The 25,476-nt window shown below is 69.9% G+C and carries 20 protein-coding genes, 1 tRNA gene and 1 pseudogene; 12 read left to right on the top strand and 10 right to left on the bottom strand.

Annotation, left to right across the window (positions count from 1 at the left end; translation table 11 throughout):
- The first annotated feature begins 243 nt into the window (after positions 1–243).
- Entirely contained in the window at positions 244–1,224 is a 981-nt protein-coding gene (locus AB0A95_RS14735; RefSeq protein WP_357556252.1) for a sulfite exporter TauE/SafE family protein, read from the top strand.
- Between the two features lie 840 nt (positions 1,225–2,064).
- Here the strand turns inward: AB0A95_RS14735 and AB0A95_RS14730 are convergent.
- Entirely contained in the window at positions 2,065–3,504 is a 1,440-nt protein-coding gene (locus AB0A95_RS14730; RefSeq protein WP_357556251.1) for a pyridoxal-dependent decarboxylase, read from the bottom strand.
- A gap of 249 nt (positions 3,505–3,753) precedes the next feature.
- Between AB0A95_RS14730 and AB0A95_RS14725 the strand changes: the two genes are divergently transcribed.
- The gene (locus AB0A95_RS14725) at positions 3,754–6,015 is read left to right on the top strand and encodes a cellulose binding domain-containing protein (protein ID WP_357556250.1); all 2,262 of its coding nucleotides are present in this window, start codon (positions 3,754–3,756) and stop codon (positions 6,013–6,015) included.
- A 200-nt stretch (positions 6,016–6,215) separates the two neighbouring features.
- Here AB0A95_RS14725 and AB0A95_RS14720 read toward each other — a convergent pair whose 3' ends face one another.
- Positions 6,216–7,259 (bottom strand): LLM class flavin-dependent oxidoreductase, encoded by a 1,044-nt coding sequence (locus AB0A95_RS14720; protein WP_357556334.1) that lies wholly within the window; start codon positions 7,257–7,259, stop codon positions 6,216–6,218.
- 11 nt (positions 7,260–7,270) lie between these two features.
- The gene (locus AB0A95_RS14715; protein ID WP_357556248.1) at positions 7,271–7,750 is read right to left on the bottom strand and encodes an Lrp/AsnC family transcriptional regulator; all 480 of its coding nucleotides are present in this window, start codon (positions 7,748–7,750) and stop codon (positions 7,271–7,273) included.
- Positions 7,751–7,833: 83 nt separating this feature from the next.
- Here AB0A95_RS14715 and AB0A95_RS14710 point away from each other — a divergent pair, with 83 nt between their 5' ends.
- Positions 7,834–9,012 carry a PLP-dependent aspartate aminotransferase family protein gene (locus AB0A95_RS14710; RefSeq protein WP_357556246.1) on the top strand — a complete coding sequence of 393 codons (1,179 nt, stop codon included), beginning with the start codon at positions 7,834–7,836 and terminating at the stop codon, positions 9,010–9,012.
- Here the strand turns inward: AB0A95_RS14710 and AB0A95_RS14705 are convergent, their stop codons facing one another.
- From AB0A95_RS14705 to AB0A95_RS14695, 3 genes are all read right to left on the bottom strand, one after another.
- Positions 9,013–9,663, bottom strand: coding sequence for an NAD-dependent epimerase/dehydratase family protein (locus AB0A95_RS14705; RefSeq protein ID WP_357556244.1), 651 nt, complete (start codon positions 9,661–9,663; stop codon positions 9,013–9,015).
- Positions 9,664–9,756: 93 nt separating this feature from the next.
- The gene (locus AB0A95_RS14700; protein ID WP_357556242.1) at positions 9,757–10,260 is read right to left on the bottom strand and encodes a hypothetical protein; all 504 of its coding nucleotides are present in this window, start codon (positions 10,258–10,260) and stop codon (positions 9,757–9,759) included.
- 279 nt (positions 10,261–10,539) lie between these two features.
- Positions 10,540–10,617: transfer RNA gene (locus tag AB0A95_RS14695), tRNA-Leu, on the bottom strand.
- Positions 10,618–10,714: 97 nt separating this feature from the next.
- Between AB0A95_RS14695 and AB0A95_RS14690 the strand changes: the two genes are divergently transcribed.
- From AB0A95_RS14690 to polA, 8 genes are all read left to right on the top strand, one after another.
- Complete coding sequence (locus AB0A95_RS14690) at positions 10,715–11,338, top strand: response regulator (RefSeq protein WP_357556333.1); 624 nt, start codon at positions 10,715–10,717, stop codon at positions 11,336–11,338.
- Between the two features lie 70 nt (positions 11,339–11,408).
- A complete protein-coding gene (locus tag AB0A95_RS14685; RefSeq protein ID WP_357556240.1) occupies positions 11,409–12,596 on the top strand; it encodes a hypothetical protein in 1,188 nt (395 codons plus the stop codon).
- A gap of 353 nt (positions 12,597–12,949) precedes the next feature.
- Positions 12,950–14,101 carry a branched-chain amino acid ABC transporter substrate-binding protein gene (locus AB0A95_RS14680; protein ID WP_357556238.1) on the top strand — a complete coding sequence of 384 codons (1,152 nt, stop codon included), beginning with the start codon at positions 12,950–12,952 and terminating at the stop codon, positions 14,099–14,101.
- A gap of 66 nt (positions 14,102–14,167) precedes the next feature.
- Positions 14,168–15,151 (top strand): branched-chain amino acid ABC transporter permease, encoded by a 984-nt coding sequence (locus AB0A95_RS14675; protein WP_357556237.1) that lies wholly within the window; start codon positions 14,168–14,170, stop codon positions 15,149–15,151.
- Entirely contained in the window at positions 15,148–16,305 is a 1,158-nt protein-coding gene (locus tag AB0A95_RS14670) for a branched-chain amino acid ABC transporter permease (RefSeq protein ID WP_357556235.1), read from the top strand. Before AB0A95_RS14675 ends, AB0A95_RS14670 begins: the two co-directional genes overlap by 4 nt.
- A 28-nt stretch (positions 16,306–16,333) precedes the next feature.
- On the top strand, positions 16,334–17,239 hold the full coding sequence (locus AB0A95_RS14665) for an ABC transporter ATP-binding protein (RefSeq protein ID WP_357556332.1): 906 nt from the start codon (positions 16,334–16,336) through the stop codon (positions 17,237–17,239).
- Positions 17,226–17,939 (top strand): ABC transporter ATP-binding protein, encoded by a 714-nt coding sequence (locus AB0A95_RS14660; protein ID WP_357556233.1) that lies wholly within the window; start codon positions 17,226–17,228, stop codon positions 17,937–17,939. Before AB0A95_RS14665 ends, AB0A95_RS14660 begins: the two co-directional genes overlap by 14 nt.
- 133 nt (positions 17,940–18,072) lie before the next feature.
- Entirely contained in the window at positions 18,073–20,772 is a 2,700-nt protein-coding gene (polA, locus tag AB0A95_RS14655) for a DNA polymerase I (protein ID WP_357556231.1), read from the top strand.
- Positions 20,773–21,172: 400 nt separating this feature from the next.
- Here polA and AB0A95_RS14650 read toward each other — a convergent pair.
- The 4 genes and pseudogenes from AB0A95_RS14650 to AB0A95_RS14635 all read right to left on the bottom strand — a co-directional run.
- Positions 21,173–21,514 (bottom strand): annotated as a pseudogene (locus AB0A95_RS14650) (DUF3140 domain-containing protein); the annotation flags it as partial.
- Entirely contained in the window at positions 21,501–21,719 is a 219-nt protein-coding gene (locus tag AB0A95_RS14645; protein WP_357556230.1) for a DUF2945 domain-containing protein, read from the bottom strand. The gene AB0A95_RS14645 and the pseudogene AB0A95_RS14650, both read right to left, overlap by 14 nt.
- 53 nt (positions 21,720–21,772) lie before the next feature.
- Positions 21,773–22,375, bottom strand: coding sequence for a Uma2 family endonuclease (locus AB0A95_RS14640; protein ID WP_357556229.1), 603 nt, complete (start codon positions 22,373–22,375; stop codon positions 21,773–21,775).
- A gap of 56 nt (positions 22,376–22,431) precedes the next feature.
- Positions 22,432–23,238: a class I SAM-dependent methyltransferase gene (locus tag AB0A95_RS14635; protein ID WP_357556227.1), complete on the bottom strand. Its 807-nt coding sequence runs from the start codon at positions 23,236–23,238 to the stop codon at positions 22,432–22,434.
- Between the two features lie 478 nt (positions 23,239–23,716).
- On the opposite strand from AB0A95_RS14635, the gene rpsA reads away from it, so the two are divergent.
- Positions 23,717–25,228 carry a 30S ribosomal protein S1 gene (rpsA, locus tag AB0A95_RS14630; RefSeq protein WP_130402793.1) on the top strand — a complete coding sequence of 504 codons (1,512 nt, stop codon included), beginning with the start codon at positions 23,717–23,719 and terminating at the stop codon, positions 25,226–25,228.
- The last annotated feature ends 248 nt before the right edge of the window (positions 25,229–25,476 follow it).

The following is a 25,476-nucleotide window of genomic DNA, read 5'->3' as shown; positions in this document are numbered from 1 at the left end:
GTGTCGTGTGGCGTCGTGCCGTGTCGCGTGGCGTGGCGTCGTGCCGTGCCGTGCCGTGTCGCGTCGTGCCGTGCCTTACCGTGTTGCGTCGCGTCGCGTCGGCTCTCGCCGGTCGTGTCGGCATCGACCGCGGTGCGTCGCACGGTGGGCGTCCCATCCACCGATCAGAGGCTTGACCCCGGCCGCTCCGTGCCGCATTGTCGACTAAGTCGATAGGAGATACCGCAAAGTCAGGGGGCGCTCGTGCGCAAGCTGCTGGTACTCGCTCTGGTCGGGCTCGTCGCGCAGCTGATCGATGGCTCGCTCGGCATGGCGTACGGGCTGACCTCGTCCACTCTGCTGCTGGTCGCCGGGGTCGCCCCGGCCGCCGCCTCGGCCTCGGTGCACCTGGCCGAGATCGGCACCACCCTCGCCGCAGGGGTCGCGCACTGGCGCTTCGGCAACGTCGACTGGCGGGTGGTGACCCGCATCGCCCTACCCGGCGCCATCGGTGCATTCGCCGGTGCCACCCTGCTCAGCTCGATCTCCACCGAGGCGGCCGCGCCATGGATGGCCGGCATCCTCTTCACCCTCGGCGCGTACCTGCTGGTCCGCTTCGCCCGACCGCTGCGCACCGATCGGGTCGGCGGGCGGCTACGCGGACGTTTCCTCGGCCCCCTGGGTCTGGTCGCCGGCTTCGTCGACGCCACCGGCGGCGGCGGATGGGGGCCGGTGGCCACGCCCGCGCTGCTGGTCTCCGGCCGCATGGAGCCCCGCAAGGTGATCGGCTCGGTGGACACCGCCGAGTTCGTCGTGGCCGGTGCGGCGAGTGTCGGCTTCCTGATCGGGCTGGGGTCCGAAGGGTTCCTGCTCCCCACCGTCGCCGCGCTGCTGATCGGCGGGCTCATCGCCGCCCCGCTGGCCGCCTGGCTGGTGCGCATCGTGCCCGCCCAACTGCTCGGTGCGGCGGTCGGCGGCGTGATCGTGCTGACCAACGCCCGCACGCTGATCCGCTCCGCCGAACTCGACGGCCCGGTCCGCCCGGTCACGTACGCCCTGCTGGCCGCCGGCTGGTTGGCCGCCCTGGTGCTGGCCGTCCGGGCACTCCGCCGCACCCGACGGGCCCGCGCCGAAGCCGCGAGCGCTCCCTCCGCCGCGACCGTCCCCGCCGCGCTGCCCGAGGTTGCTACCACCGATGAGGCAGCGGCCGATCTGGCCGCCACAGCTACGCCCACGACACGCTGACCGCCGTTCCGCTTCGGGCTTTGCTCCGGCGGTGAGGCTTTGCGCCGGAGGTCTTGCCGCGGCAGTGAGGTCTTGCCCCGGTGGTGAGGTCTTGCCCCGGTGGCGAGGTCTTGCCCCGGTGGCGAGGTCTTGCCCCGGTGGCGAGGTCTTGCCCCGGTGGCGAGGTCTTGCCCCGGTGGTGAGGCTTTGCTCCGCGGTCCGGCCTTGCCCCGACGATGAGGCATCACAACTCCATGAGCGACGGTGGGTGCCGCGCCGGGGGTGTGGCGCACGGGCCGGAGCGCCGTGGGACCCGGTTAGCGCCGCGACTGCCAGGGCCGGGTCACCAAGATCGTGCACGATCCAGATGTAGTGGCCTCCCCGGCGCGTCGTGGCCACTACATCCTGGTTCGAGCGTGACCATGGCGCCGCGAGCGCCCCACATCCCGCCGCGTGCGCCCCACATCCCGCCCTCGGTCTTCCGGCGATGGTGTTCGTCGTCAAGATCGCGCAAGATCGAGGATATTGCTCCCACATGGACAGCCCAGCTTCCGTGAAACCGAGTCGATCATCGGCCCAAGTGCCAAGTGCCAAGTGCCAAGTGCCAAGTGCCAAGTGGCCGGGTCGCCGGATGGCTCGGTGGCTGAGTGGGCGGGGTTGGTGGGGTGGCGGGGTGTGAGCCGGTGGGTGTGGGCGTTGATCAACTCGGGTTTCTGGAAGTCGCGGTGTTCTGGTCGCGCGGACAGCCCGGTTTTCATGAAACCGAGTCGATCATGGGGCACGGGCACGGGCGCGGGCACACGGGGACGGGCACCGGCACCGGCCGGGTCGCCGGATCGCTGGCCGACGGGGCTGCGGCGGTTAGGGAGAACGCGGGTTGTCGGCCCTCTCGGCGAGCAGTGTCCAGGCCTCGTCGACGTGTGCTTCGGTGGTCTGTGGCGAGCCGACCGCCAGCCGTAGCGTGTAACGGCCGGCGACGCGGGTGTGCGTCAGGTGTACCCGGCCGGTGGCGTTGACCGCTGCCAGCAGTGCCGCGTTGGCGTCGTCGTCGGCGCGCAGTCGGAAGCAGACGAGCGAGAAGGGGTGCGCCGCCGTCACCTCGAACCGGTCGTCGGCGCGGACCCGCTGGGCGAACCGGTCGGCCAGCGCCACGCCGGAGCGGATGTGCGCCCGCAGTCCCTCGGCGCCGTACCAGCGCACCACGAACCACAGCTTCAGGGCGCGGAACCGTCGGCCCAGCGGCACCTGCCAGTCCCGGTAGTCGATCACCGCGCCGGACTCGGAGGCCGCGTTGCGCAGAAACTCCGGCAGTACGGTCAGCGCGTCGATCAGTTCGGCACGGTCGGCCACCCAGAACGCGTCGCAGTCGAAGCCGGTGAGCAGCCACTTGTGCGGGTCGAAACAGTAGGAATCGGCGTACTCCAGGCCGGCGTGCGACCACCGCAGCTCGGGGCAGACGGCGGCGGCGCCCGCGTACGCGGCGTCCACGTGCAGCCAGATGCCGTACTCGGCGCAGATGGCACCGATCTCCGGCAGCGGGTCGATCGCGGTGGTGGAGGTGGTGCCGATTGTTGCCACCACGATGGCGGGTACGTCCCCGGCGGCCAGGTCGGCCTCGATCGCCGCGCGGAGCGCGGCCGGCAGCAGGGCCTGGCTTTTCGGGTCGACGTCGATCGACCGGATGCCGTCGGTGCCCAGCCCGGCGATCCGGGCGGCCTTCTCGATGGAGGAGTGCCCGTGCACGGAGGTGTACGCGCGGTAGCGCCTGTCGATGCCGGTGTCGCGCCACCGGCCTCCGCTGGCCCGGTGCAGCGCGACCAGGGTGGCCACCAGGGTCGCCGACGACGCCGAGTCCTGGATGACCCCACCGCCGGTGCCGGTGGAGCGGAACCGGTGCGGCAGGTCCATCAGCTGGGCCAGCCAGTCCATCAACACCGTCTCCAACTCGGTGCAGGCGGGGCTGGTCGCCCAGAGCATGCCCTGGACGCCGAGCCCGGAGCTGACCAGGTCACCGAGCACGCTCGGACCGGACGCGTTGGCGGGGAAGTAGCCGAAGAAGCCCGGGTGCTGCCAGTGGGTCAGCCCGGGCAGGACGATCGAGTCCAGGTCGGCGAGGAGCGCCTCGACCGGTTCGCCGCCGGCGGTGGGCGGCGCGGCGGGGAGGGCGGCGGCCACAGTGCCCGGCGGGTCGGCGGAGGTGACAGGTCGTTGCGCCAGCGTCGTCCAGTAGTCGGCGATCCAGTCGACGACCGCGTGGCCGGCGCGACGGAACTCGGCGGGGTCCATGTGCGGGCTGCTCACCCCTACGAGTTGATCAGCCATCGATGGTGGAGGCAAGACGGGCCGGAGCGGCAGCCAGCAATGGTCATCGATGTTGCGGGGCGGAAAGCGCTTGCCCTACGATGCGCGGTGAGTCGGATCCGCGAGTTCCAGGGCGTTCACCCCGATCAGATCGCCGTCCGCCGCCGTGGCGGCGCGACGGGTCCACCGCGTGTCCCGGGCCGGGCGAGGTGGGCCGCCGCGATCATCCGCGGATCCTCGGAGGCAGTCATGCACCCGTCCAGACATCGGCTGATCCTGCTCGCCGGCACGACGGCGGCCGCCGTCGTGGCCGGCGCCCTCGGCACTGTGGTCGCCTCGGCCGCCGCCGTCGGCTGCCGGGTCGACTATCAAGTAACCAACCAGTGGCAGGGCGGCTTCGGCGCCAACGTCACAGTCACCAACCTCGGCGACCCGGTCGACGGGTGGGCCCTCACCTGGTCGTACGCGGCCGGGCAACAGGTCACCCAGGCGTGGAACGCGGTCGTCACCCAGTCCGGCGCCCAGGTGACAGCCCGCAACGTCGACCACAACGCCGGCATCGCCACCAACGGCACCGCCGCGTTCGGCTTCAACGGTTCGTGGACCGGCAGCAATCCGGCGCCGACCAGCTTCGCGCTCAACGGCACCACCTGCACCGGCACCCCGGCCACCGACGGACCGACCACCCCGCCACCCCCGACCACCGCACCCCCGACCACGGCACCACCCACCACGACCCCGCCGCCGACCACTCCGCCGGCCGGGGCGAAACAGATGGAGAACCTGGACCGGGGGTTGGTCAGCGTCCGTTCCGGCAGCGGCAACCTGGTCTCCTGGCGACTGCTCGGCACCGAGACCTCCGGGGTGGCGTTCAACCTCTACCGGGGGTCGACACGGGTCAACGCCAGCCCGATCACCGGCGCCACCAGTTACCTCGACAGCGGCGCGGCGGCCGGCTCGGCGTACACAGTGCGGGCCGTGGTCGGCGGCGCCGAGCAGGCGGCGTCGGCACCGGCCCTACAGTTCGGCAACGGCTACCTGGACGTGCCGTTGCAGGTCCCGGCCGGCGGCACCACCCCCAGCGGGGAGAACTACACCTACAGCGCCAACGACGCCTCGGTCGGGGACCTCAACGGCGACGGCACCTACGAGATCGTCCTCAAGTGGGACCCGTCGAACGCCAAGGACAACTCCCAGTCCGGCTACACCGGCAACGTCTACGTCGACGCGTACACCCTCACCGGCACCAGGCTGTGGCGGATCGACCTGGGACGCAACATCCGGGCCGGCGCCCACTACACCCAATTCCAGGTGTACGACTACGACGGTGACGGCCGCGCCGAGGTGGCAGTGAAGACCGCCGACGGCACCCGCTCCGGCACCGGCCAGCTCATCGGCTCGTCGTCGGCGGACCACCGCAACCCCAGCGGCTACGTGCTGGCCGGCCCGGAGTACCTGACAATGTTCAACGGCCAGACCGGCGCGATCCTCTCCACGGTCAGCTACGACCCGCCGCGGGGCACCGTGTCGTCCTGGGGTGACTCGTACGGCAACCGCGTCGACCGGTTCCTCGCCGGCACCGCGTACCTGGACGGACAGCGTCCCTCACTGATCATGGCCCGGGGCTACTACACCCGCGCGGTCATCGCCGCCTGGGACTTCCGCAACGGCACGCTGACCAAGCGCTGGACGTTCGACTCGAACTCCTCCGGCAACGGCGCCGCCGCCGGCCAGGGCAACCACCAACTCTCCGTCGCCGACGTCGACGCCGACGGCCGTCAGGAGATCGTCTACGGCGCCGCCACCATCGACGACAACGGCCGGCTGCTCTACTCCACGGGCAACGGGCACGGCGACGCCATGCACGTCGGTGACCTCGACCCGGGCCGCTCCGGCCTGGAGGTCTTCAAGGTCGACGAGGACGGCAGCAAGCCCAGCTCCTACTTCGCCGACGCGCGTACCGGTCAGATCCTCTGGTCCACACCGGCCTCCGGTGACAACGGCCGGGGCGTCTCCGCGGACATCTGGGCCGGCAGCCCCGGCGCGGAGTCCTGGTCCTCGGCCGTCGGCGGTCTGGCCAACACCAGAGGGCAGAACGTGGGGCGCAAGCCGTCGTCGGCGAACTTCCTGGCCTGGTGGGACGGCGACCCGGTACGCGAACTGCTCGACGGCACGAAGATCGACAAGTACGGCACCGGCGGCGAGACCCGGCTGCTCGACGGCAGCGGGGTGGCGTCGAACAACGGCACCAAGTCCACGCCGGCGCTCTCCGGCGACATCCTCGGTGACTGGCGGGAGGAGGTGATCTGGCGAACCACCGACAGTCGGGCTCTGCGCATCTACAGCACGCCCACGCCGACAAGCACCCGGATCCACACCCTGATGCACGACCCGCAGTATCGGGTGGCGATCGCGTGGCAGAACACCGCCTACAACCAGCCGCCGCACCCGGGGTTCTTCATCGGCGACCAGATGGCCAGCCCACCGGCCCCGAACATCTACCTACGTTGATTTGACCCCTGGCGGTCCCGATCGGGGTCGCCTAGGGTGGCAGGCACCGGGCCGCAGCCGCGGAATCCGCTCAGCTCCGGCCCGGTGCGCCACACCGCGGCATTCCCGACCCGTCCCGACCGGGAATGCCGTACCACCACCGGCACCAACATTAGGCAGCGTCGGGGTCGCTGGGGTGACACTGACGTGAAGATCGTGTTTCATGCGCCCCGGCGCAGACCGCCCACCACCTGCTCGGCGATCAACTCGTACGACCGCACCCGGTCGGCGACGTCGTACACGAGCGTGGTCAGCATCAGCTCGTCCGCGCCGGTACGTTCCACCAGCTCGGTGAGCTGCCGGCGCACCGTCTCCGGCGAACCCATCGCCTGACCGTCGCGGCGTTGCAGCACGAACTCCCGCTCGATCTCGGAGTACGGGTACGCGGCCGCCTCGGCCGGCGTCGACAACGGCTCCGGCCGACCGGAGCGCAACTTCAGGAACGACAGCGCGCTCGGCCCCGCCAGCCACTCGGCCCGCTCGTCGGTCTCCGCGCAGACCGCGTTGACCGCCACCATCGCGTACGGCTTGTCCAGCCACTGCGACGGCCGGAAGTTCTGCCGGTACAGGGCCAGCGCCGGCAGGGTGTTCGCCGAGCTGAAGTGGTGCGCGAAGGAGAACGGCAGACCCAGCAGCCCCGCCAGTTGGGCGCTGAAACCGCTGGAACCCAGCAGCCACACGGCCGGCTGCTCACCGCGGCCCGGCGTGGCGATGATCTGCCCCGGCTTCTCGCCGCTGAAATAGTTCATCAGGTCGGCCAGCTCGCGCGGGAAACCCTCCGCGGACAGGCCCTCCATGGTGCGCCGCAACGCCAGCGCGGTCACCTGGTCGGTGCCCGGCGCCCGGCCGATGCCCAGGTCGATCCGACCGGGGTGCAGCGCCTCCAGGGTGCCGAACTGCTCCGCCACCACCAGCGGCGCGTGGTTGGGCAACATCACTCCGCCCGACCCGAGGCGGATCGTCGACGTGTTCGCCGCCAGGTGCGCCAGCAGCACCGCGGGGGCGGAGCTGGCGATCGCCGGCATGTTGTGGTGCTCGGCCACCCAGAACCGGCGGTAGCCCAACTCCTCGGTGCGGCGGGCCAGCTCGGTGGTGGCCTCCAGTGCCGCGCCGGCGGTGGTGCCCTTGGCGACCGGGGCAAGATCAAGAACAGACAACGGTACGGTGATCACACGCAGTGCCAACTCCCCGGCCGGCCCGTTCATTCCACCGCCGCTCACCCCCTCCCACGTGCCTGTTCGAAGATCAGACTGGTCTGGGTGTGCTGCACCACCGGATCCACCGCCAGGTGGTCCAGCACGAAGTCGCGCAACGCGTCACCGGACGCCGCCCGCACGTGCAGCACGTAATCCTCCGCACCCGCCACGTGGAACACCGACACCACCCCCGGCAGCCGCACCGACCGGGCCCGGAAGGCATCCACCGCCGCCCGCTCGTGCGCGGTCAGCCGCACCGACACCAACGCCTGCAACGGCAGACCGAGCGCCGCCGGGTCCACCTCGGCGTGGAAACCGCGGATCGCCCCCCGGTCGCGCAGCGCCCGCGTACGGGTCAGGCACGTCGACGGCGCCACCCCCACCCGCTCGGCGAGGGCGTTGTTCGGCAGACGACCATCGGCGGCCAACTCGGTCAGAATCGCGCGATCCACCTCGTCCAGAGCCGGATACGGCCGCAGATCATTCGGCTCAGCGGGCATTACGCCATCCTCGCCCGAACCCAACACGGAAACAAGCCGGATTCACAGAATCATCTACCGAACCGTTGCTCTTAGGCCGGCAGATGTTCGACGCTACCGCCATGACAACGATGGACACCCGGGCCGTACACGCCGGCCGCGACGACCTGCGCACCCTCGGCGTGCACGTACCACCCATCGACCTGTCCACCACCAACCCCCTGCCCTCGGTCGACGACGGCGGCGCCGCCTACGAGCAACTCGCCACCGGCGGCACCCTCCCCACCGACGGCGGCGCCGTCTACCAACGGCTCTGGAACCCCACAGTCGCCCGCTTCGAAGCCGCCCTCGCCGAGCTGGAAGGCACCGCCCAGGCCGTCGCCTTCGCCAGCGGCATGGCCGCCCTCACCGCCACCCTGCTCGCCGCCGCCCGCGACGACCGTCGGCACGTCGTCGCCGTCCGACCCCTCTACGGCGGAACCGACCACGTCCTCGCCACCGGCCTGCTCGGCACCACGGTCACCTGGGCCCGCCCCGACGAGGTCGCCGCCGCCATCCGCCCCGACACCGCGCTCGTCATCGCCGAGACACCCGCCAACCCCACACTCGACCTGGTCGACATCGCCGCCCTCGCCACCGCGGCCGGCGACGTCCCGCTGCTTGTCGACAACACCGTCGCCACCCCTGTCCTGCAACAACCCGCCCGACACGGCGCCGCCCTCGTCCTGCACAGCGCCACCAAGAGCATCGGTGGGCACGGTGACGTGCTGGCCGGCGTCGTCGCCTGCGACGACGGCTGGGCCGTGCGACTACGCCAGGTCCGCGCCGTCACCGGCGCGATCCTGCACCCGCTCGGCGGCTACCTGCTGCACCGCGGCCTGCAAACCCTGCCGCTGCGCGTGCGCGCCCAGCAGGCCACCGCCGAGAAGCTCGCCGGCTGGCTCGCCGGCCACCCCGCCGTACACCGGGTGCACCACCCCTCGACGCACGACCCGGCGGCGCTCGTCGGCCGCCAGATGTCCGGACCCGGCAGCCTGCTCGCCTTCGAGGTACGCGGCGGCGCACCCGCCGCGGCCGCCGTCGCCGGCGCCTGCCAGCTCATCACCCACGCCGTGTCCCTCGGCGGCGTCGACACCCTGATCCAGCACCCCGCCTCGCTCACCCACCGCCCCGTCGAGGGCGACGCGAAACCCGCGGCCGCCCTGCTGCGCCTCTCGGTCGGCCTGGAAGACCCCGAAGACCTGCGCGCCGACCTCGCCGCCGCTCTCGACACGATCGCCTGATCAGCGCAGCTCGCGGTTGCCCAACACCCGTGTCGACGAGCCCTGCCGGGCCACCCGCAGCATCGCCCGACCGATCCCGTCGGTGGTGGTGACCTGGTTCGGCAGCAACCGCCGCAACACCGGGAACAGCGGACGCGTGACCGCGTACCCCAACCGGTACCACAGTGTCTTCGACACCGCCCCGTACGTCGGCTGGATGAAACCCGGTCGTGCCGCGTAGCCGTTGGGCAGCAACTCGATGATCGCGTTCTCGGCGCGACCCTTGACCCGCGCCCACATCACCCGGCCCCGACCCGACGAGTCGGTCCCCTGCCCCGAGACGTAGACGAACGTGACCCGCGGGCTCACCTCCGCCAACAGTCGTGCCGCCGCGAGCGGATAGTCGTAGCTGACCCGCGTGTACGCCGCCTCGTCCAGACCCAACGAGGACACCCCCAGGCAGTAGAAACAGGCGTCCACACCGGTCAGGTCGGCCCGCACCGGGTCCAACTCGCCCACGTCCGCGATGGTCAGCTCCCGCAACTTCGGATCCTGCCGACCGGTCGGCCGGCGGCCCACCGTCAGCACCTCCCGCACGTCGTCGGCGAGCAGACACTCCCGCAACACGCCCTGGCCGACCATGCCGGTCGCGCCGAAGACAACCACCCGCATCGCTTTTGCACCCCTGTCGTCGACCCGGCAACCGGCCATCCGCCCGCGCGTCGGTCAGGCTCCCACGATCGACGTGATCCGCGCGACAGACGATCAGGATTTCGGGCCGACGTGCCGGTCCAGGGTGGCGACGGCGGCCCGCCGGGCCACCGAGAGCGAGTTGCGCCGGTTCATCCGCCAGGCGATGCCCAGCAGGTCGAGACTCCACTGGCAGAGCGCCATGATGTCGGTCGACTCGTTGACGAACATGTAGCGCGGGTAGACGTACGCCCGGCCGCGCACGGTGACCCGGTTGGCGATGCGGCAGCCGTCGGAGTGGAACAGGCCGCGCAGGAAGTCGCCGGGGTGTCGTTCGAGGATCGGTCGTTGCCAGTCGGCCAGCACGATCGGTCGCTCGTGCTTCTTGCCGGGGCCGTGCTGGGGGAGCAGGCACGGCCAGTGGACGCCGTAGCTCTGCACCCCCACGCAACCCTGTTTCTGGACGCGTTGCACCTTCGACGCGAGCACGGCACGCATGGCGATGTCGCACGCCTCGATCAGGTCGGGCCATGCGTCGGAGCAGTAGATGCGCAACACCGGCACGCGTGCGGTCGTCACCAGGTGGCCATCGCCGAGGTAGAGGCCGAGCAGGTAGGCGTAGGCCTTCGGGTCTGTCGGACTGTCGACACCCTCACGACAGCGAAAACATCGGTGCTGCGTGCCCTGAAACTTCGTCTCTGGACGGTCGTTGCACCAGTGCCAGACAGTCCGATAAGGCAGGCCGACCGCACGAGCGGTGTCGGCGACCGTGCCGCCAGCGAGGAAGAGCTGTCGCGCACGGGCACGTATCTCGGGTGGATGCACGAGAAGATTCTCGAACACCCGTACGACAAATTTTGGTGCCCTCGGTGGGATTCGAACCCACACTGTATGGAGTTTGAGACCATTGCCTGCTGCCAGTTGGGCTACGAGGGCGCTTCCCTGATTCAGCACTGACAGGATACCTACTACGCTGAGGGCGGTGACACCCGGCTGGGCGGGTGACGCGTTCGAACTGGTGGGGGTAGGGCTGGTGGCTGAGATGCCGACGGATGCCGAGCGCAGGCGCGTACTGATCGCCGAGGATGAGGCGCTGATCCGGCTGGACCTCGCCGAGATGCTCGTCGAAGAGGGCTACGAGGTGGTGGGGGAGGCCGGTGACGGCGAGACAGCCGTCCGCCTCGCCGAGGAGCTGAAGCCCGACCTGGTCATCCTCGACATCAAGATGCCGATCATGGATGGGCTGGCCGCCGCCGAACGGATCGCCGGCGCCCGGATCGCCCCGGTGATCATCCTGACCGCGTTCAGCCAGCGTGACCTGGTGGAGCGGGCGCGGGCGGCGGGCGCGATGGCGTACCTCGTGAAGCCCTTCCAGAAGAGCGACCTGGTCCCGGCGGTGGAGATCGCGCTGTCGCGCTACTCGGAGGTCGCGGCCCTGGAGGCGGAGGTCGCGAGCCTGACCGACCGTCTGGAGATCCGCAAGGCGGTGGAGCGCGCCAAGGGCGCGCTGATGACGACGTACGGGATGACCGAGCCGCAGGCCTTCAAGTGGATCCAGCGCACGGCGATGGACCACCGGATGACCATGAAGGAGGTCGCCGAGCGGATCCTCGCGGAGACCGCCGGCGGCGAGGTGTCCCAGCAGCCCTCTGTCTGAGTCCCCGATCCGTGCGATCCGGGCCGCGCCGGGGCCACCGCGCGCGACCGCCGGTGGTTAGCATCGACGGGTGTCCGTCCGACGGGTGATCGCGGTGTTCGGCCTCTTCGCGCTGCTGCTCGCCGGCTGTGACGGGCCGACCGCGCCGGGCGGCGGCGGTTCGGCGAAGGCCGCCGCTCCGGCGCTGCGGCCGAGTTGGCAACCCGTGGCGCTGCCGGCGCCGCCGGGCGGTGCGGGTCGCCTTCTGCTTCGCGACGCGACGTCGTGCGCGGGTCGGTGGTTCCTGGTCGGTGGTGTGCTCGACGCGCAGGGCGGCACCCGTCCGGCGGCCTGGACCAGCGTGGACGGTACGACGTGGACGGTCCAACCGGTGCGTGCGGATTCCTTCTACGGTCGGCAGAACGTGTTCCTGTCGGTGGCCTGCCGCGAGGGTGCGGCGGCGTTGATCGGCGCCAAGGTCGGCGGCGCGCACGGCTATCCGCGGGTGAGCACGTGGCGGCAGGTGGCCGATGGCGCGCTGGTCGAGGTGCAGGCGTCGTTCGAGACGTACGGCGGGCCGACGGCGGTGAACGTGTCCCGGCTGACGGGGGGTGCGCCGGGCTGGTTGATCGTCGGCAACCGTTCGGCGGGTGCGGCCTCCTGGGTGTCGTCACCGGCCGCGGCGGAGTTCGCGCTCGTGGAGGGTGCGCCGGAGTTGGCCAGTGACCCGGCGGGGGTGACCTGGGCGTTCGACGCGGTGGCGACGTCGTCGGGTTGGCTGGCGGTGGGTGGTTTGTTGCCGGCTGGCCGGATCGACCGTGACCCGGCGGTGTGGTCGTCGCCGGACGGGCGCTCGTGGCGGCGCACTGTGTTGCCGGGCGGGTCGGAGTACGAGGAGTTGCAGCGGGTGACGCTTGTCGGCGGGGTGCCGGTGGCGGTGGGGCTGCGCGGGGCGACGTTCGGGGCGTGGCGGCAGGAGGCCGGGGGCTGGGTGGCCGGCGGGACGTTCGGGCGGTGGGCCGGGGCCGGGGTGCAGGCTGTGGCGTCGCTGGTGTCGTCCGGGGATCGGCTGTTCGCCGCGGTGACCGATGGCGCACGGCACTCGGTGTGGGTGTCGACGGATCTGGGTGGGTCGTGGCGGGAGGTCACGATGCCGCTGGATGTGTCGGCGGGCGTCGATCGGGATGTGACGCTTGTGGCGGTGGGCGACCGGTGGTGGTTGGCGGCGGACGACGGTTCGCGGGCCGGGCTGTGGTGGGCGTCCGGTCCGGGAGTCTGAAAGCCGACGCAAGGCCCCCAGCGGTGCTTCGTCCGGCTGTTTTCGCTGTTCAGCGTGGGTTCTGTCGGATTGTGCTGGCCTCTGTGAGCGTGGCCGGACGCCGGCCCGGCCCGGGCTTAAGGACCAACTGGCGGATTCGCCTGTTACGGGCATCGACATGATTGCCCACGTCTTCGTAACGGTTTCGCAGACCCCGCCTTCAGGCCTTCCGGGACGGTATGTCGTGTCGGTACGCTCCGCCATCACGAGCCGTAACGCAGGGGGAGTCCCTGCGGGGTGGGTGGAATTGCGGTCTGCTGCTGTCGCCGTCGCAACGGGTCAGTCGCGTCCGCATCTGGAGGAGGTCAGAAGCCGTGAGGCGAAGCTATGTACGGGCGCTGGGTACCGTTGCGCTCGCCGCGACCCTGGTGGTCGCGGCTGGTTGCCAGGATTCTGGTGGGGGCGACGATAAGGCCGCGTCCGGTAGTTGCGGTGGCAAGATCGCGATCTTCGGCGCGTTCACCGGTGACAACGCGGGTCTGGTGATTCCGTCGCTCAACGGCGCGGAGCTCGCCCTGGAGCAGTTCAACGCGGCGAACCCGAACTGCAAGGTCACCATGCAGCGGTTCGACACCCAGGGTGACCCTGCGGTGGCGACCCCGTTCGCGAACCAGATCGCGGGGGACAACTCGTTCCTCGGTGTCATCGGTGGTCACTTCTCCGGTGAGTCGGACGCGACGATGCCGATCTACCAGGCCGCTGGCCTGGCGATGGTCAGCCCGTCGGCGACCCGGACGGACCTGACCCAGAAGGGCAACAAGTCCTTCTACCGCGTGGTCGGCAACGACGGCACGCAGGCCGGCGCGGTGGCGAGCTACCTGAAGACGCAGAACGCGCAGAAGGTCTTCCTCGTCGATGACGCCAGCGCGTACGGCGCGGGCATCACCGAGGAACTGGGCAAGCAGCTCGGCTCGCTGATCGTGAACAAGGACAAGATCCAGGAGCGGCAGGCGCAGTTCGACGCCACCATCTCCAAGATCAAGGCCGCGCAGGCGGACTTCGTCTTCTACGGCGGTTACACCCGTGAGGCCGCTCCGCTGGTGAAGCAGATGCGTGCCGCCGGTGTCCAGGCCAAGTTCGTCGGCCCGGACGGTCTGTACGACCCGGCGTTCCCGGCGGGTGCCTCCGGCGGTGCCGAGGGCGCGATCATCACCTGCCCGTGCCTCCCGGCTGACAAGGCCGGCGGCACCTTCTCGGCTGACTACCAGAAGAAGTACGGCATCCCGCCGGGCTCCTACGGTGCCGAGGGCTTCGACGGCGCGACGATCTTCCTGGACGCCTTCAAGGCTGGCAAGAAGAGCCGCGCCGAGATCCTGGAGTTCGTCAAGTCGTACGACAAGCAGGGTGTGTCGAAGTACATCAAGTTCGACGCCAACGGCGACGTGGACAAGGCGAAGGTCGTCATCTGGGCCTACCAGATCAAGGGCACTGCCATCGAGGCGCTGCAGGAGCTCAAGCTCAGCTGACGCCCACGCAATGGAGTGCGGCCGGGGTGTCTCACCCCGGCCGCTCTCGATTCAAGGAGACCCCCGGTGCATTTCGATGAACTGATCGGCCATCTCGGCCAGCACACGGTCGACGGCCTGTCCAAGGGCGCCATCTACGCCCTGATCGCCCTTGGCTACACCCTCGTCTATGGCGTCCTTCGTCTGATCAACTTCGCGCACTCCGAGGTGTTCATGGTCGGTACCTTCGCGGTGCTGATCCTGTGGACCCAGCTCGGGGTGCAAAATAACCCGCCTGTCGGACAGGCGATCCTGTTCCTGGTGCTCGGTCTGGTCGTCGCGGCGGTCGCCTCGGGCGGCACCGCTCTCGCGCTCGAGCGGATCGCGTACCGGCCGTTGCGGCGCAAGAACGCGCCGCCGCTGATCTTCCTGATCACCGCGATCGGTCTGTCGCTGGTCTTCGTGGAGCTCTTCGGGCAGGTGCTGCCGAAGCTGCTCGGTGGCGTGTTGCCGGAGGCGTTCGGTCGGCCCCGGCAGATCGTCGGTATGCCGACGATCATCCAGCAGGAGACCCTGTTCACCATCGGCAACACGGCGATCACGAACATCCAGCTGATCGTCTTCGTCGCGGCGGTGGCGATGATGGCCGTGCTGGACTGGTTCATCAACCGCACCCGTTACGGGCGGGGTGTGCGGGCGGTGGCGCAGAACCCGGAGACCGCCGCGCTGATGGGCGTCAACCAGGAACGCGTGATCATGCTGATCTTCGTGCTGGGTGGCATCATGGCCGGCGCCGCCGCGCTGTTGTGGAGCATGCGGTTCGGCTTCACGCAGAACAGCATCGGTTTCGTGCTGGGTCTGAAGGCGTTCACCGCCGCGGTGCTCGGTGGCATCGGCAACCTGCGCGGCGCGTTGCTGGGCGGCCTCTTCCTCGGCATCGTCGAGGTGTACGGCGCCACGCTCTTCGCGTCCAACTGGGAGGACGTCATCGCCTTCGTGGTCCTGATCGTGGTGCTGATGTTCCGGCCCACCGGCCTGTTGGGTGAGTCGCTCGGGAGGGCCCGCGCATGATCGACAAGATTCGCTCCGCAGACCGTCGCCGGGTCGGTGCGCTGACCTCGGTCGGCGACCGCTGGCGGGCGCTGCCGAAGTGGCAGCAGGCCATCGGCCTGGCCGCCTTCGTGGCGATCCTCTACTACCTGCCGCTGCTCGGCATCCCAGGTCTGACCTGGTTGCGCACCGACTCGATCGAGGGCGGCAACAACTGGGCGGGCGTGCTCTTCGTCTGTGCCATCTACGTGCTTGTCGCGATCGGGCTGAACGTGGTGGTCGGCCTCGCCGGCCTGCTCGACCTGGGCTACATCGGCTTCTTCGCCATCGGGGCGTACAGCGTGGCGCTGTTCGGCTCGGTGAACTCGCCGGTGGTCAAGTGGATCCAGCAGGAGTTCAACCTGCCGCCAACCTGGGCGGTGACCTGGGCGATCTGTCTGTTCATCGCGATCGTGCTGACGATGATCTCCGGGGTGCTGCTGGGCTGGCCGACGCTGCGGTTGCGCGGTGACTACCTGGCCATCGTGACGCTGGGCTTCGGCGAGATCATCCGGATCGTCGCGCGCAACGCCACCGGGCTGACCAACGGCCCGGTGGGTATCTCGGCCATCCCCGGCCCGGAGGGTGCGCCGTCGGCGGACAACAAGGTCTTCGGTCTGATCGACGCGAAGCCCTGGTACTGGTTGGCGATCACCTTCGTGCTGGTGATGGTGTTCCTGGTTCGTCGACTGGAGCACAGCCGGGTCGGCCGTGCGTGGTTGGCCGTCCGCGAGGACGAGGACGCCGCCGCGGTGATGGGTGTGTACCCGTTCAAGTTCAAGCTCTGGGCGTTCGCCATCGGCGCGGCGCTCGGCGGCCTGTCCGGCTTTCTGTTCGGCAGTCGGAACGCGTTCATCGACCCGACCCAGTTCAACGCGAACCTGTCCATCCTGTTCGTCGCCATGGTCGTGGTCGGTGGGTCCGGCAACATGATCGGCGTCTCGCTCGGCGCGGTGCTGCTGGCGTACCTGCCGGAGCGGTTCCGCGACTTCGCCGACTACCGGTGGCTGGTCTTCGGGCTGGCCATGGTCCTGGTGATGATCCTGCGTCCGCAGGGCCTGGTCCCGAGTCGGCGGCGTGCCCGTGAGTTGAAAGACCGCGCGGCAGAGGCAGAGGAGGTGCCCGCTCGTGTCTGATCCGACCACCAGCACCGCGACGCCGAAGATCCCGACTCAGGCGGGGCCTCGGTCGGTGCTGCTCGAAGTCGACGACGTCACGCTCCGCTTCGGCGGCGTTGTCGCCCTCGACAAGATCAATTTCCAGATCTACGAGGGCGAGATCCTCGGCCTCATCGGGCCCAACGGCGCCGGCAAGACCACCAGCTTCAACGTGATGACCGGGGTCTACAAGCCGACCTCGGGGGCGGTCCGGTTCCGCGGTCAGCGTGTGACCGGCCGCAAGCCGCACCAGATCAGCCAGTTGGGCATCTCCCGGACGTTCCAGAACATCCGGCTCTTCCCGGAGATGACAGCACTCGAGAACGTGATGGTCGGCACCGACTCCCGGCACAAGACGAGCGTGCCCGGGGCGCTGTTCCGGCTCTACCGGGTGCGACCGAAGCCGGAGGAGTTGCCGCAGGTCACTGCCGCGTCCGGGCTCGCCCGGACCTGGCAGCAGGTGCGCCTGTCGGCCGCGAAGGTCTTCGGTCTGTCCCGGCACATCCTGGAGGAGCGGGCGGCCGAGGCCAAGGCGCTCGAGTTGCTGCGCTTCGTCGGGATCGCCGACCGGGCCAACGACGAGGCGCGCAACCTGCCGTACGGCTACCAGCGCCGACTGGAGATCGCCCGCGCGCTGGCCACCGAGCCGAAGCTGATCTGCCTGGACGAGCCGGCCGCCGGCTTCAACCCGGCGGAGAAGGAGGAGCTCCTCACCCTGATTCGCCAGATCCGTGACATGGGCCTGACCGTCCTGCTCATCGAGCACGACATGCGGCTGGTCATGGGTGTCACCGACCGGATCGTGGTGCTGGAGTTCGGCCGCAAGATCGCCGAGGGTGCGCCCGCGGAGGTCAGCCGCGATCCGAAGGTGATCGCCGCCTACCTGGGGGAGCCCGCCGATGACGCTGCTTGAGCTGGAGAACGTCGCCGTCGCGTACGGCCGGATCGAGGCGCTGCACGGGATCAACCTCACCGTCAACGAGGGTGAGGTGGTGGCTCTGATCGGCGCGAACGGCGCCGGAAAGACCACCACCATGCGGGCCATCTCCGGGACCAGGTCACTGGCCGACGGGAAGATCACGTTCAACGGCGAGGACATCAGCAAGCTCCGGGCCGACCTGCGGGTGGTCCGGGGGTTGTGTCAGTCGCCCGAGGGACGGCAGATCTTCCCCGGTATGACGGTCATGGAGAACCTGGACATGGGGGCGTACACCCGGCGGGACTCCGCCGGCATCGCCGCCGACCTGGACCGGGTGTTGACCCTGTTCCCGCGGTTGGCCGAGCGGCGCAAGCAGGCCGGTGGCACCCTCTCCGGCGGCGAGCAGCAGATGCTCGCGGTCGGGCGGGCGCTGATGAGCCGACCGAAGCTGCTGCTGCTCGACGAGCCGTCGATGGGTCTGGCCCCGTTGGTGATCCGGCAGATCTTCGACATCATCACGGAGATCAACCAGCAGGGCATGACGATCCTGCTCGTGGAACAGAACGCCCAGCAGGCGTTGTCGCGGGCACACCGCGGCTACGTGCTGGAGACCGGTCAGATCGTGAAGGAGGGGTCCGGTCAGGACCTGCTGCACGATCCGTCGGTCAAGGAGGCGTACCTCGGCGTGGCCTGAGCCATCCGAGCGGCGGCCGGTCGTCCCCTCCGGGGGTGGCCGGCCGTCGGCGTTCGGGCCGCTGCCGTTTTCCCGCCGGGTCACCCGGTGCCGCCGGCCAGGGATGTCGGTGCGACGGACTAGAGTCGCTGCCGTGACAGCTACGACGCCGCGCCTGCTCCTCGTCGACGGACATTCCCTGGCATACCGGGCCTTCTTCGCCCTGCCCGTGGAAAACTTCTCCACCACGACGGGTCAGCCGACCAACGCGGTGTATGGCTTCACCTCGATGCTGATCAACGTGCTGCGTGACGAGCAGCCCACCCACATCGTCGTGGCCTTCGACGTCTCCCGCCGGTCCTTCCGCACCGAGAAGTACGCGGAGTACAAGGCCGGCCGCAGCGAGACCCCGACCGACTTCAAGGGCCAGGTCAGCCTGGTCAAGGAGGTCCTGGCCGCGCTCCAGATCCCGGTGGTGGAGATGGAGGGCTACGAGGCCGACGACGTCATCGCCACGCTCGCCTGCCAGGCCCGCGACCAGGGCATGTCGGTGCTGATCAGCAGCGGTGACCGCGACGCGTTCCAGCTGGTCGACGACCAGATCACCGTCCTCTACCCGCGCAAGGGCGTCTCCGACCTGGCCCGGATGGACCCGGCGGCGATCGAGGCGAAGTACGGCGTCGGGCCCCAGCAGTACCGCGACCTCGCCGCGCTGGTCGGCGAAACCAGCGACAACCTGCCTGGCATCCCCGGCGTCGGCCCGAAGACCGCGGCCAAATGGATCACCACGTACGGCGGGGTGGAGGGCGTGATCGCCCGCGCCGACGAGATCAAGGGCAAGGCCGGCGACAGTCTGCGGGAGCGGCTCGCCGACGTGATCCGCAACTACGAGATCAACCGGCTCGTCTCCGACCTGGAGCTGCCGCTGCGCCCGGAGGACACCCGCTGGGCCGGCTGGGACCGGGAGGCGGTGCACCAGGTCTTCGACACCCTGGAGTTCCGCATCCTGCGCGACCGTCTCTATCAATACCTGGAGGCCGTCGAGCCGGAGGCCGAGTCCGGCTTCGACCTCACCGGCGAGGTGCTCACCGAGCCCGGCGCGCTCGCGGGGTGGCTGACCACGCACGCCCCCACCGGCACCCCGGTCGGGTTGGCGGTCAAGCTCGACACCGGCCCCAACCGCCGGCACACCGCCGCCATCCTCGGGCTGGCGTTGGCCACCGCCGGCGGTGCGGCGGCCTGGGTCGACCCCACCCGGCTCGACGCCACCGACGAGGGCGCCCTGGCCGGCTGGTTGGCCGACGCGCAGCGACCCAAGGTGCTGCACGACAGCAAGCCGGCGGTGCTGGCCTGCGCCGCGCACGGCTGGCAGCTCGCCGGCATCGTCCGCGACACCCAGATCGCCGCGTACCTGGCCCGCCCCGACCAGCGGTCCTACGACCTGACCGACCTGGCGCTGCGCTACCTGCACCGGGAGTTGCGGGTGGACGTCCCGGAGTCCGGTCAGCTGACCCTCGACGGGCTCGGCGACGAAGGCGTGGCCGAGCAGAACCTGATGCTCCAGGCCCGGGCCACCCTCGACCTGGCCGACGCGATCGACGCCGAGCTGTCCCGTGACGGCGAGCAGTCCGCCCGGCTGATGGCCGGCGTGGAGCTGCCGCTGATGCGGGTGCTGGCCGGCATGGAGCGCACCGGCATCGCCGCCGACACGCACTATCTGTCCGAGTTGGAGGCGCACTTCGCCGCCGAGGTGAAGGCCGCCGCGCAGGGCGCTTACGAGGCGGTCGGTCGGGAGTTCAACCTCGGTTCGCCCAAGCAGTTGCAGGAGATCCTCTTCACCGAGCTGGGCCTGCCCAAGACCAAGAAGATCAAGACGGGTTACACCACCGACGCCGATGCCCTGCAGTGGCTCTACGTGCAGCAGCCGCACCCGGTGCTGGCCCACCTGCTGCGCCACCGGGACGTGGCCAAGCTCAAGTCGACTGTCGACGGGCTGCTCAAGTCGGTCTCCGACGACGGTCGGATCCACACCACGTTCAACCAGACGGTGGCGGCCACCGGCCGGCTCTCGTCCACCGAGCCCAACCTGCAGAACATCCCGATCCGCACCGAGGAGGGCCGGCGGATCCGGCGGGCCTTCGTGGTGGGTGAGGGGTACGAGTGCCTGCTCACCGCCGACTACAGCCAGATCGAGATGCGCATCATGGCGCACCTGTCGTCGGACGACGCGCTGATCGAGGCGTTCAACTCCGGCGCCGACTTCCACGCCGCCACCGCCTCGTCGGTCTTCGGGGTGCCCCTCAACGAGGTCAGCGCCGACCAGCGCCGCAAGATCAAGGCCATGAACTACGGCCTGGCGTACGGGCTGAGCGCGTTCGGCCTGTCCCAGCAGCTCAACATCAGCACCGAAGAGGCGCGCGGGCTGATGGAAAACTACTTCGCCGGTTTCGGCGGGGTGCGCGACTACCTGCACCAGGTCGTCGCCAAGGCCCGTCAGGACGGCTACACCTCCACCATCCTGGGTCGCCGTCGCTACCTGCCCGACCTGGTCAGCGACAACCGGCAACGCCGCGACATCGCCGAACGGATGGCCCTCAACGCCCCGATCCAGGGCTCCGCCGCCGACATCATCAAGGTGGCGATGCTGCACGTCGACGCCGCGCTGGGCAAGGCCGGGCTGCGCTCGCGGATGCTGTTGCAGGTGCACGACGAGCTGGTCTTCGAGGTCGCCCCCGGCGAGCGGGAGGCGTTGGAGGCACTGGTCCGGCGGGAGATGGGCGACGCGTACCCGCTGTCGGTGCCGTTGTCGGTGTCGGTCGGCGACGGGCGCGACTGGAACAGCGCCGATCACTGATCTTCGTTTGGTCGCGGGTTTGGGGTTCTTGGTGGTTGCGGTGTGGGGGTTTTGGGGCAGCCCGACCCACTCCGGGCGGTCAGGCTTGATCCCTGCGTGGGTCGGGCTGCCCCGAAACCCCTGACCAGGTCGTCCTGGGGGCGGCCATTGGGTCGTGGGCGCGGGCCAGGTCAAGCGTGCCCCCCCGGACCGCCGCGTCCGCCGTGTCGCGCCGCGCCGCGTCCGCCGTGCCAGCCCGCCCCGCCCCGGCGACTGCCGGCGCCGGCCGGTGTGCACTTCCCAAGATCTGCGCAACTTCGGGGAAAGTGCCGGGTCGTGGTGGTCTGAGGCACCAACTTCGCCGAAGTTGTGCGGATCTTGCGCGGGCGGGGCGGGCTGGTTGGGTGGTTGGTTACTTCATGGGGTCGTGGCCCCAGTTCATCAGGGACCAGCGCCACTTGGTGTCGCGGACGTTGCCGGAGGGGCGCTGTGCCATGTGCCGGCGTACGTACCCGACGACCTTGCGCATGTGCTTGTAGTCGCCCTCGGACAGGTCGCCACGTTTGCGCCGGAGCAGGTTGATGATCTTTCGGCCGGATTCGTGTCCGACGGACTCGCCGCCACCGGAGCGGCCTCCCTTGTGCCAGCCAACCTGCTTCGACTCGTCGGTCTCCAGCCAGGTGGACAGCTCGCCGGGCTTCATGTTCACCGCCTCGGTGAAGTCCCGGTAGGTGTCCCGGCCCCGGTCGTCAGCCTTGCTCATGACGCAGCGCCTCGGGTCGGTGGGCCACGTCGCGGCCCGTTCCGTCACTGCGAACCCGGTACTGCGGGTCGTCGGGGGCCGCGTTCACGGCCCGTCCGCGGATCCGCGTCCGCTCGGTGATCGTCTCCTGCACCACGCCGTACGCGCGGCTGCCGTGGGCCGACCAGGAAACGTGGTCGCCCGCGCGGAATCGCTGTTCGGCCATGCTCCTCGGCTACCCGACACCGGCGCGGTGAAACGGCCGGTCCGGGGGACGCGCTACGGGGTGATCTCGGCGATCGGCAGCTTGATGTCGAACGGCTCGGCCAGCTCGATCACGTCGGCGCCGTCGGCGACCAGCTCGTACTGCCGCTCACCGCCGGGGCCCACCCGGTCGCCGATCCGGTACGCGTAGACGTGTACCGGGTCCTGCTCGATGCGCCAGTAGAACGGGATGCCGGCGGCGGCGTACTCGCCGGGCTTCGCGAACCTGTCGATCCGTCGCGTCCCGGGCGAGACGATCTCCACGGCGAGGACCACGTCCGCCGGACGCAGCGAGGATCGGGAGGGAGCCACGCCGGCCCGCCGCAGGAGAACGTCCGGTTGTCGGCTGGTGTTGGGACTCAGCCCGACTCCGACGGCTTGGACTACCCGGAGGTCAGCCGGCACGTGTTGCAGCAGCCAGTGCGCAAGCAGTAACGAGATGTCTTGATGGCCCAGGGTGGGGGAGGGTGTCACCTGGATGACTCCGTCGACGAGTTCGACGCGGGGGGCGTCGTCCGGCAGGGTGAGCAGGTCCTCCAGCGTGTAGTCGGCACGCTGCTGCCGCATCGGGTCCGGACACCAGGGGCCAGGTGATGTCGGGATGGGCTCGGCGCTCATGGGACGAGCCTACCGGCGGTCGATGCGACGCACGGCGGACCGCGGGTGCGACGCGCTCACTCCGCGGGCTTCTCGGTGACGAAGATGGCGGTGCCGGGGAAGAGCCGACCGCGCAACGGGCTCCACTGCCCCCAGATGCCCTCGTGCCCCTGCGGCCATTCCGGCTCCACCAGATCCAGCAGCCGGAAGCCGGCACCGACCAGCTCCCGGACCCGGTCGCCGAGGGTGCGGTGCTGCTCGACGTACGTGGCGACGCCGGCCTCGTCCTGCTCGACGTAGGGGGAGCGGTCGAAGTACGAGTGCACGGCGGTCAGCCCGCCCTCGCCGGGGTCGTCGAGGAAGATCCACCGCATCGGGTGGGTCACCGAGAACACCCACCGCCCGCCGGGGCGCAGCACCCGGTGCACCTCGGCGAGCAGCGCCGCCGAGTCGTCCACGAACGGAATCGCGCCGAAGGCGGTGCAGGCGAGGTCGAACGACCGGTCGGCGAACGGCAGGGCGAGCGCGTCGGCCTGCACCAGCGGTACGCGTACCCCGGTGCGGTCTGCGGCCCTGGCGGCGTGCCGCAACATGCCGGCGGACAGGTCGAAGGCGACCGGCCGGGCGCCCTGGGTGGCCAGCCAGCGGGCGGCGGAGGCCGCGCCGCAGCCGACCTCCAGCACCCGGCGACCGGGCAGGTCGCCGAGCAGTCGGGCATCGGCCTCGCGCAGGCCCTCCGGACACCAGACGAAGTCCACGTCGCCGAGGAACGCGCCGTGCTCAGCCTGGTAGTCGTCGGCGTCGGTGTCCCACCAGCCGCGGTTGGCCCGCCGGGCCTCGGCGTCACCCACCCGGCGCCGGGTGACCCGGTTGTCGTCATCCACGCGCCCACGCTAGGCCCCATCCGCCAGGTTGGGAGCGGCGGCGCGTCCACGATCCGCGCGGCTTCCGCGCGATGCTGCTTGATCGACTCGGTTTTCGTAAAGTCGCGGTGTCCGGGTCGGTGGGATGCGCCGACTTGCAGGAAACCGAGTCGATCAGGCGTGCCGCAGCGCTGCGGCTGGGGCTGCTGTGACGCACGAGACAGCAGGGGTGTTTTCCGGGCGATTGTTCGTCTTTCGCAGGTCATCACACGGAGAGAAGCCGGGAGGGCTTGCACGCTGTGGTAATGCGCACGGTAGGCTAGACGATGCGCTCGCGGATCGCGTTGCCTCGGCAGGGAGCAGGTGCGCGGTCGACGGAGCCACATCATGATCTCACTAGGCGATCGTTCGGTGTGCCCGGCGACGGATCCGCTGGCGCGAACAGGTCACTGCGACACCAGCCTGCTGTGACAACCCACCGACCGGAGCAACCGCCCACATGACGAGCAGCATCGAGGCCCCCTCGAGCGCCACCCGGGTCACCCACGACGATCTCGGTTCCGAGGAGGCATTCCTCGCCGCGATCGACGAGACCATCAAGTACTTCAACGACGGCGACATTGTCGAAGGCACCGTCGTCAAGGTCGATCGGGACGAGGTCCTGCTCGACATCGGCTACAAGACCGAGGGCGTCATCCCCTCTCGTGAGTTGTCGATCAAGCACGACGTGGACCCCGCCGAGGTTGTGACGGTTGGCGACCACATCGAGGCCCTTGTCCTCCAGAAGGAGGACAAGGAGGGTCGTCTGATCCTCTCCAAGAAGCGGGCACAGTACGAGCGGGCCTGGGGCACGATCGAGAAGATCAAGGACGAGGACGGCGTCGTCCGCGGTTCGGTCATCGAGGTGGTCAAGGGCGGCCTCATCCTCGACATCGGGCTGCGCGGCTTCCTGCCCGCCTCCCTGGTCGAGATGCGTCGTGTGCGTGACCTGCAGCCGTACGTCGGGCGGGAGCTCGAAGCCAAGATCATCGAGCTGGACAAGAACCGCAACAACGTGGTTCTGTCCCGCCGGGCCTGGCTGGAGCAGACGCAGTCCGAGGTGCGCACCGAGTTCCTCAACAAGCTGCAGAAGGGCCAGGTCCGCAAGGGCGTCGTGTCCTCGATCGTCAACTTCGGCGCCTTCGTGGACCTCGGCGGCGTCGACGGTCTGGTGCACGTCTCCGAGCTGTCCTGGAAGCACATCGACCACCCGTCCGAGGTCGTCGAGGTGGGCCAGGAGGTCGAGGTCGAGGTCCTGGACGTCGACCTGGACCGCGAGCGGGTCTCGCTGTCGCTGAAGGCGACGCAGGAGGACCCGTGGCGGCAGTTCGCCCGCACCCACGCGATCCAGCAGATCGTGCCGGGTAAGGTCACCAAGCTGGTGCCGTTCGGTGCGTTCGTCCGGGTGGACGACGGCATCGAGGGCCTGGTCCACATCTCCGAGCTGGCCGAGCGCCACGTGGAGATCCCGGAGCAGGTCGTCCAGGTCGGCTCCGAGGTCATGGTCAAGGTCATCGACATCGACCTCGAGCGCCGCCGGATCTCGCTGTCGCTCAAGCAGGCCAACGAGGGCTTCGTCGAGGGCGAGGAGCACTTCGACCCGACCCTCTACGGCATGGCCGCGACGTACGACACCGAGGGCAACTACATCTACCCGGAGGGCTTCGACCCGGAGACGGGCGAGTGGCTCGAGGGGTACGACAAGCAGCGCGAGACCTGGGAGAACCAGTACGCGGAGGCTCGTCAGCGTTGGGAGGCCCACACCAAGCAGGTGCAGACCTCTCGGGCCGCCGACGCCGAGGCTGCCGCCAACCCGACTCCGGCCGTTCCGGCCGCTGGCGGCACCGGTGGCGGTGGCACCACCTCCTCGTCCAGCCCGGCCCCGAGCCGGCAGGCCGAGGAGCCGGCCGGCACGCTGGCCACCGACGAGGCGCTCGCCGCTCTGCGGGAGAAGCTCGCCGGCGGCAAGTGACCCGCTGAACGACTGAACGACGACGGGCCCCGCCCCCGCGATCTCCGGATCGTCGGGGGCGGGGCCTTCGCCGTACCCTCCTCGCGACCGCCGGGCTCGCAAGATCGTGCTCGACCCTGGATATCAACACCGCTGCGTTGGGACCGTAGCCGGCAGGCACCCCGGGACAGGAGTGCCCGATCTGGGCCCGGCTTGGCGATCATGGAGTTGTGGTGCCGACTTTGGGGGTTTACGGGCGCTCTGTTACC

It is taken from the genome of Micromonospora sp. NPDC049230 (genome assembly GCF_040647875.1).
GTDB lineage: Bacteria > Actinomycetota > Actinomycetes > Mycobacteriales > Micromonosporaceae > Micromonospora.
This window is presented reverse-complemented; position numbering and strand designations above follow the sequence as displayed.

Bases quoted from the DNA above. Each gene is read 5' to 3' on its own strand.
- AB0A95_RS14725 (WP_357556250.1), top strand. From the start codon at position 3,754: ATGCACCCGTCCAGACATCGGCTGATCCTGCTCGCCGGCACGACGGCG.
- AB0A95_RS14720 (WP_357556334.1), bottom strand. From the start codon at position 7,259: ATGAACGGGCCGGCCGGGGAGTTGGCACTGCGTGTGATCACCGTACCG.
- AB0A95_RS14715 (WP_357556248.1), bottom strand. From the start codon at position 7,750: ATGCCCGCTGAGCCGAATGATCTGCGGCCGTATCCGGCTCTGGACGAG.
- AB0A95_RS14710 (WP_357556246.1), top strand. From the start codon at position 7,834: ATGTTCGACGCTACCGCCATGACAACGATGGACACCCGGGCCGTACAC.
- AB0A95_RS14705 (WP_357556244.1), bottom strand. From the start codon at position 9,663: ATGCGGGTGGTTGTCTTCGGCGCGACCGGCATGGTCGGCCAGGGCGTG.
- AB0A95_RS14670 (WP_357556235.1), top strand. From the start codon at position 15,148: ATGATCGACAAGATTCGCTCCGCAGACCGTCGCCGGGTCGGTGCGCTG.
- AB0A95_RS14660 (WP_357556233.1), top strand. From the start codon at position 17,226: ATGACGCTGCTTGAGCTGGAGAACGTCGCCGTCGCGTACGGCCGGATC.
- AB0A95_RS14645 (WP_357556230.1), bottom strand. From the start codon at position 21,719: ATGGCCGAACAGCGATTCCGCGCGGGCGACCACGTTTCCTGGTCGGCC.
- AB0A95_RS14640 (WP_357556229.1), bottom strand. From the start codon at position 22,375: ATGAGCGCCGAGCCCATCCCGACATCACCTGGCCCCTGGTGTCCGGAC.
- rpsA (WP_130402793.1), top strand. From the start codon at position 23,717: ATGACGAGCAGCATCGAGGCCCCCTCGAGCGCCACCCGGGTCACCCAC.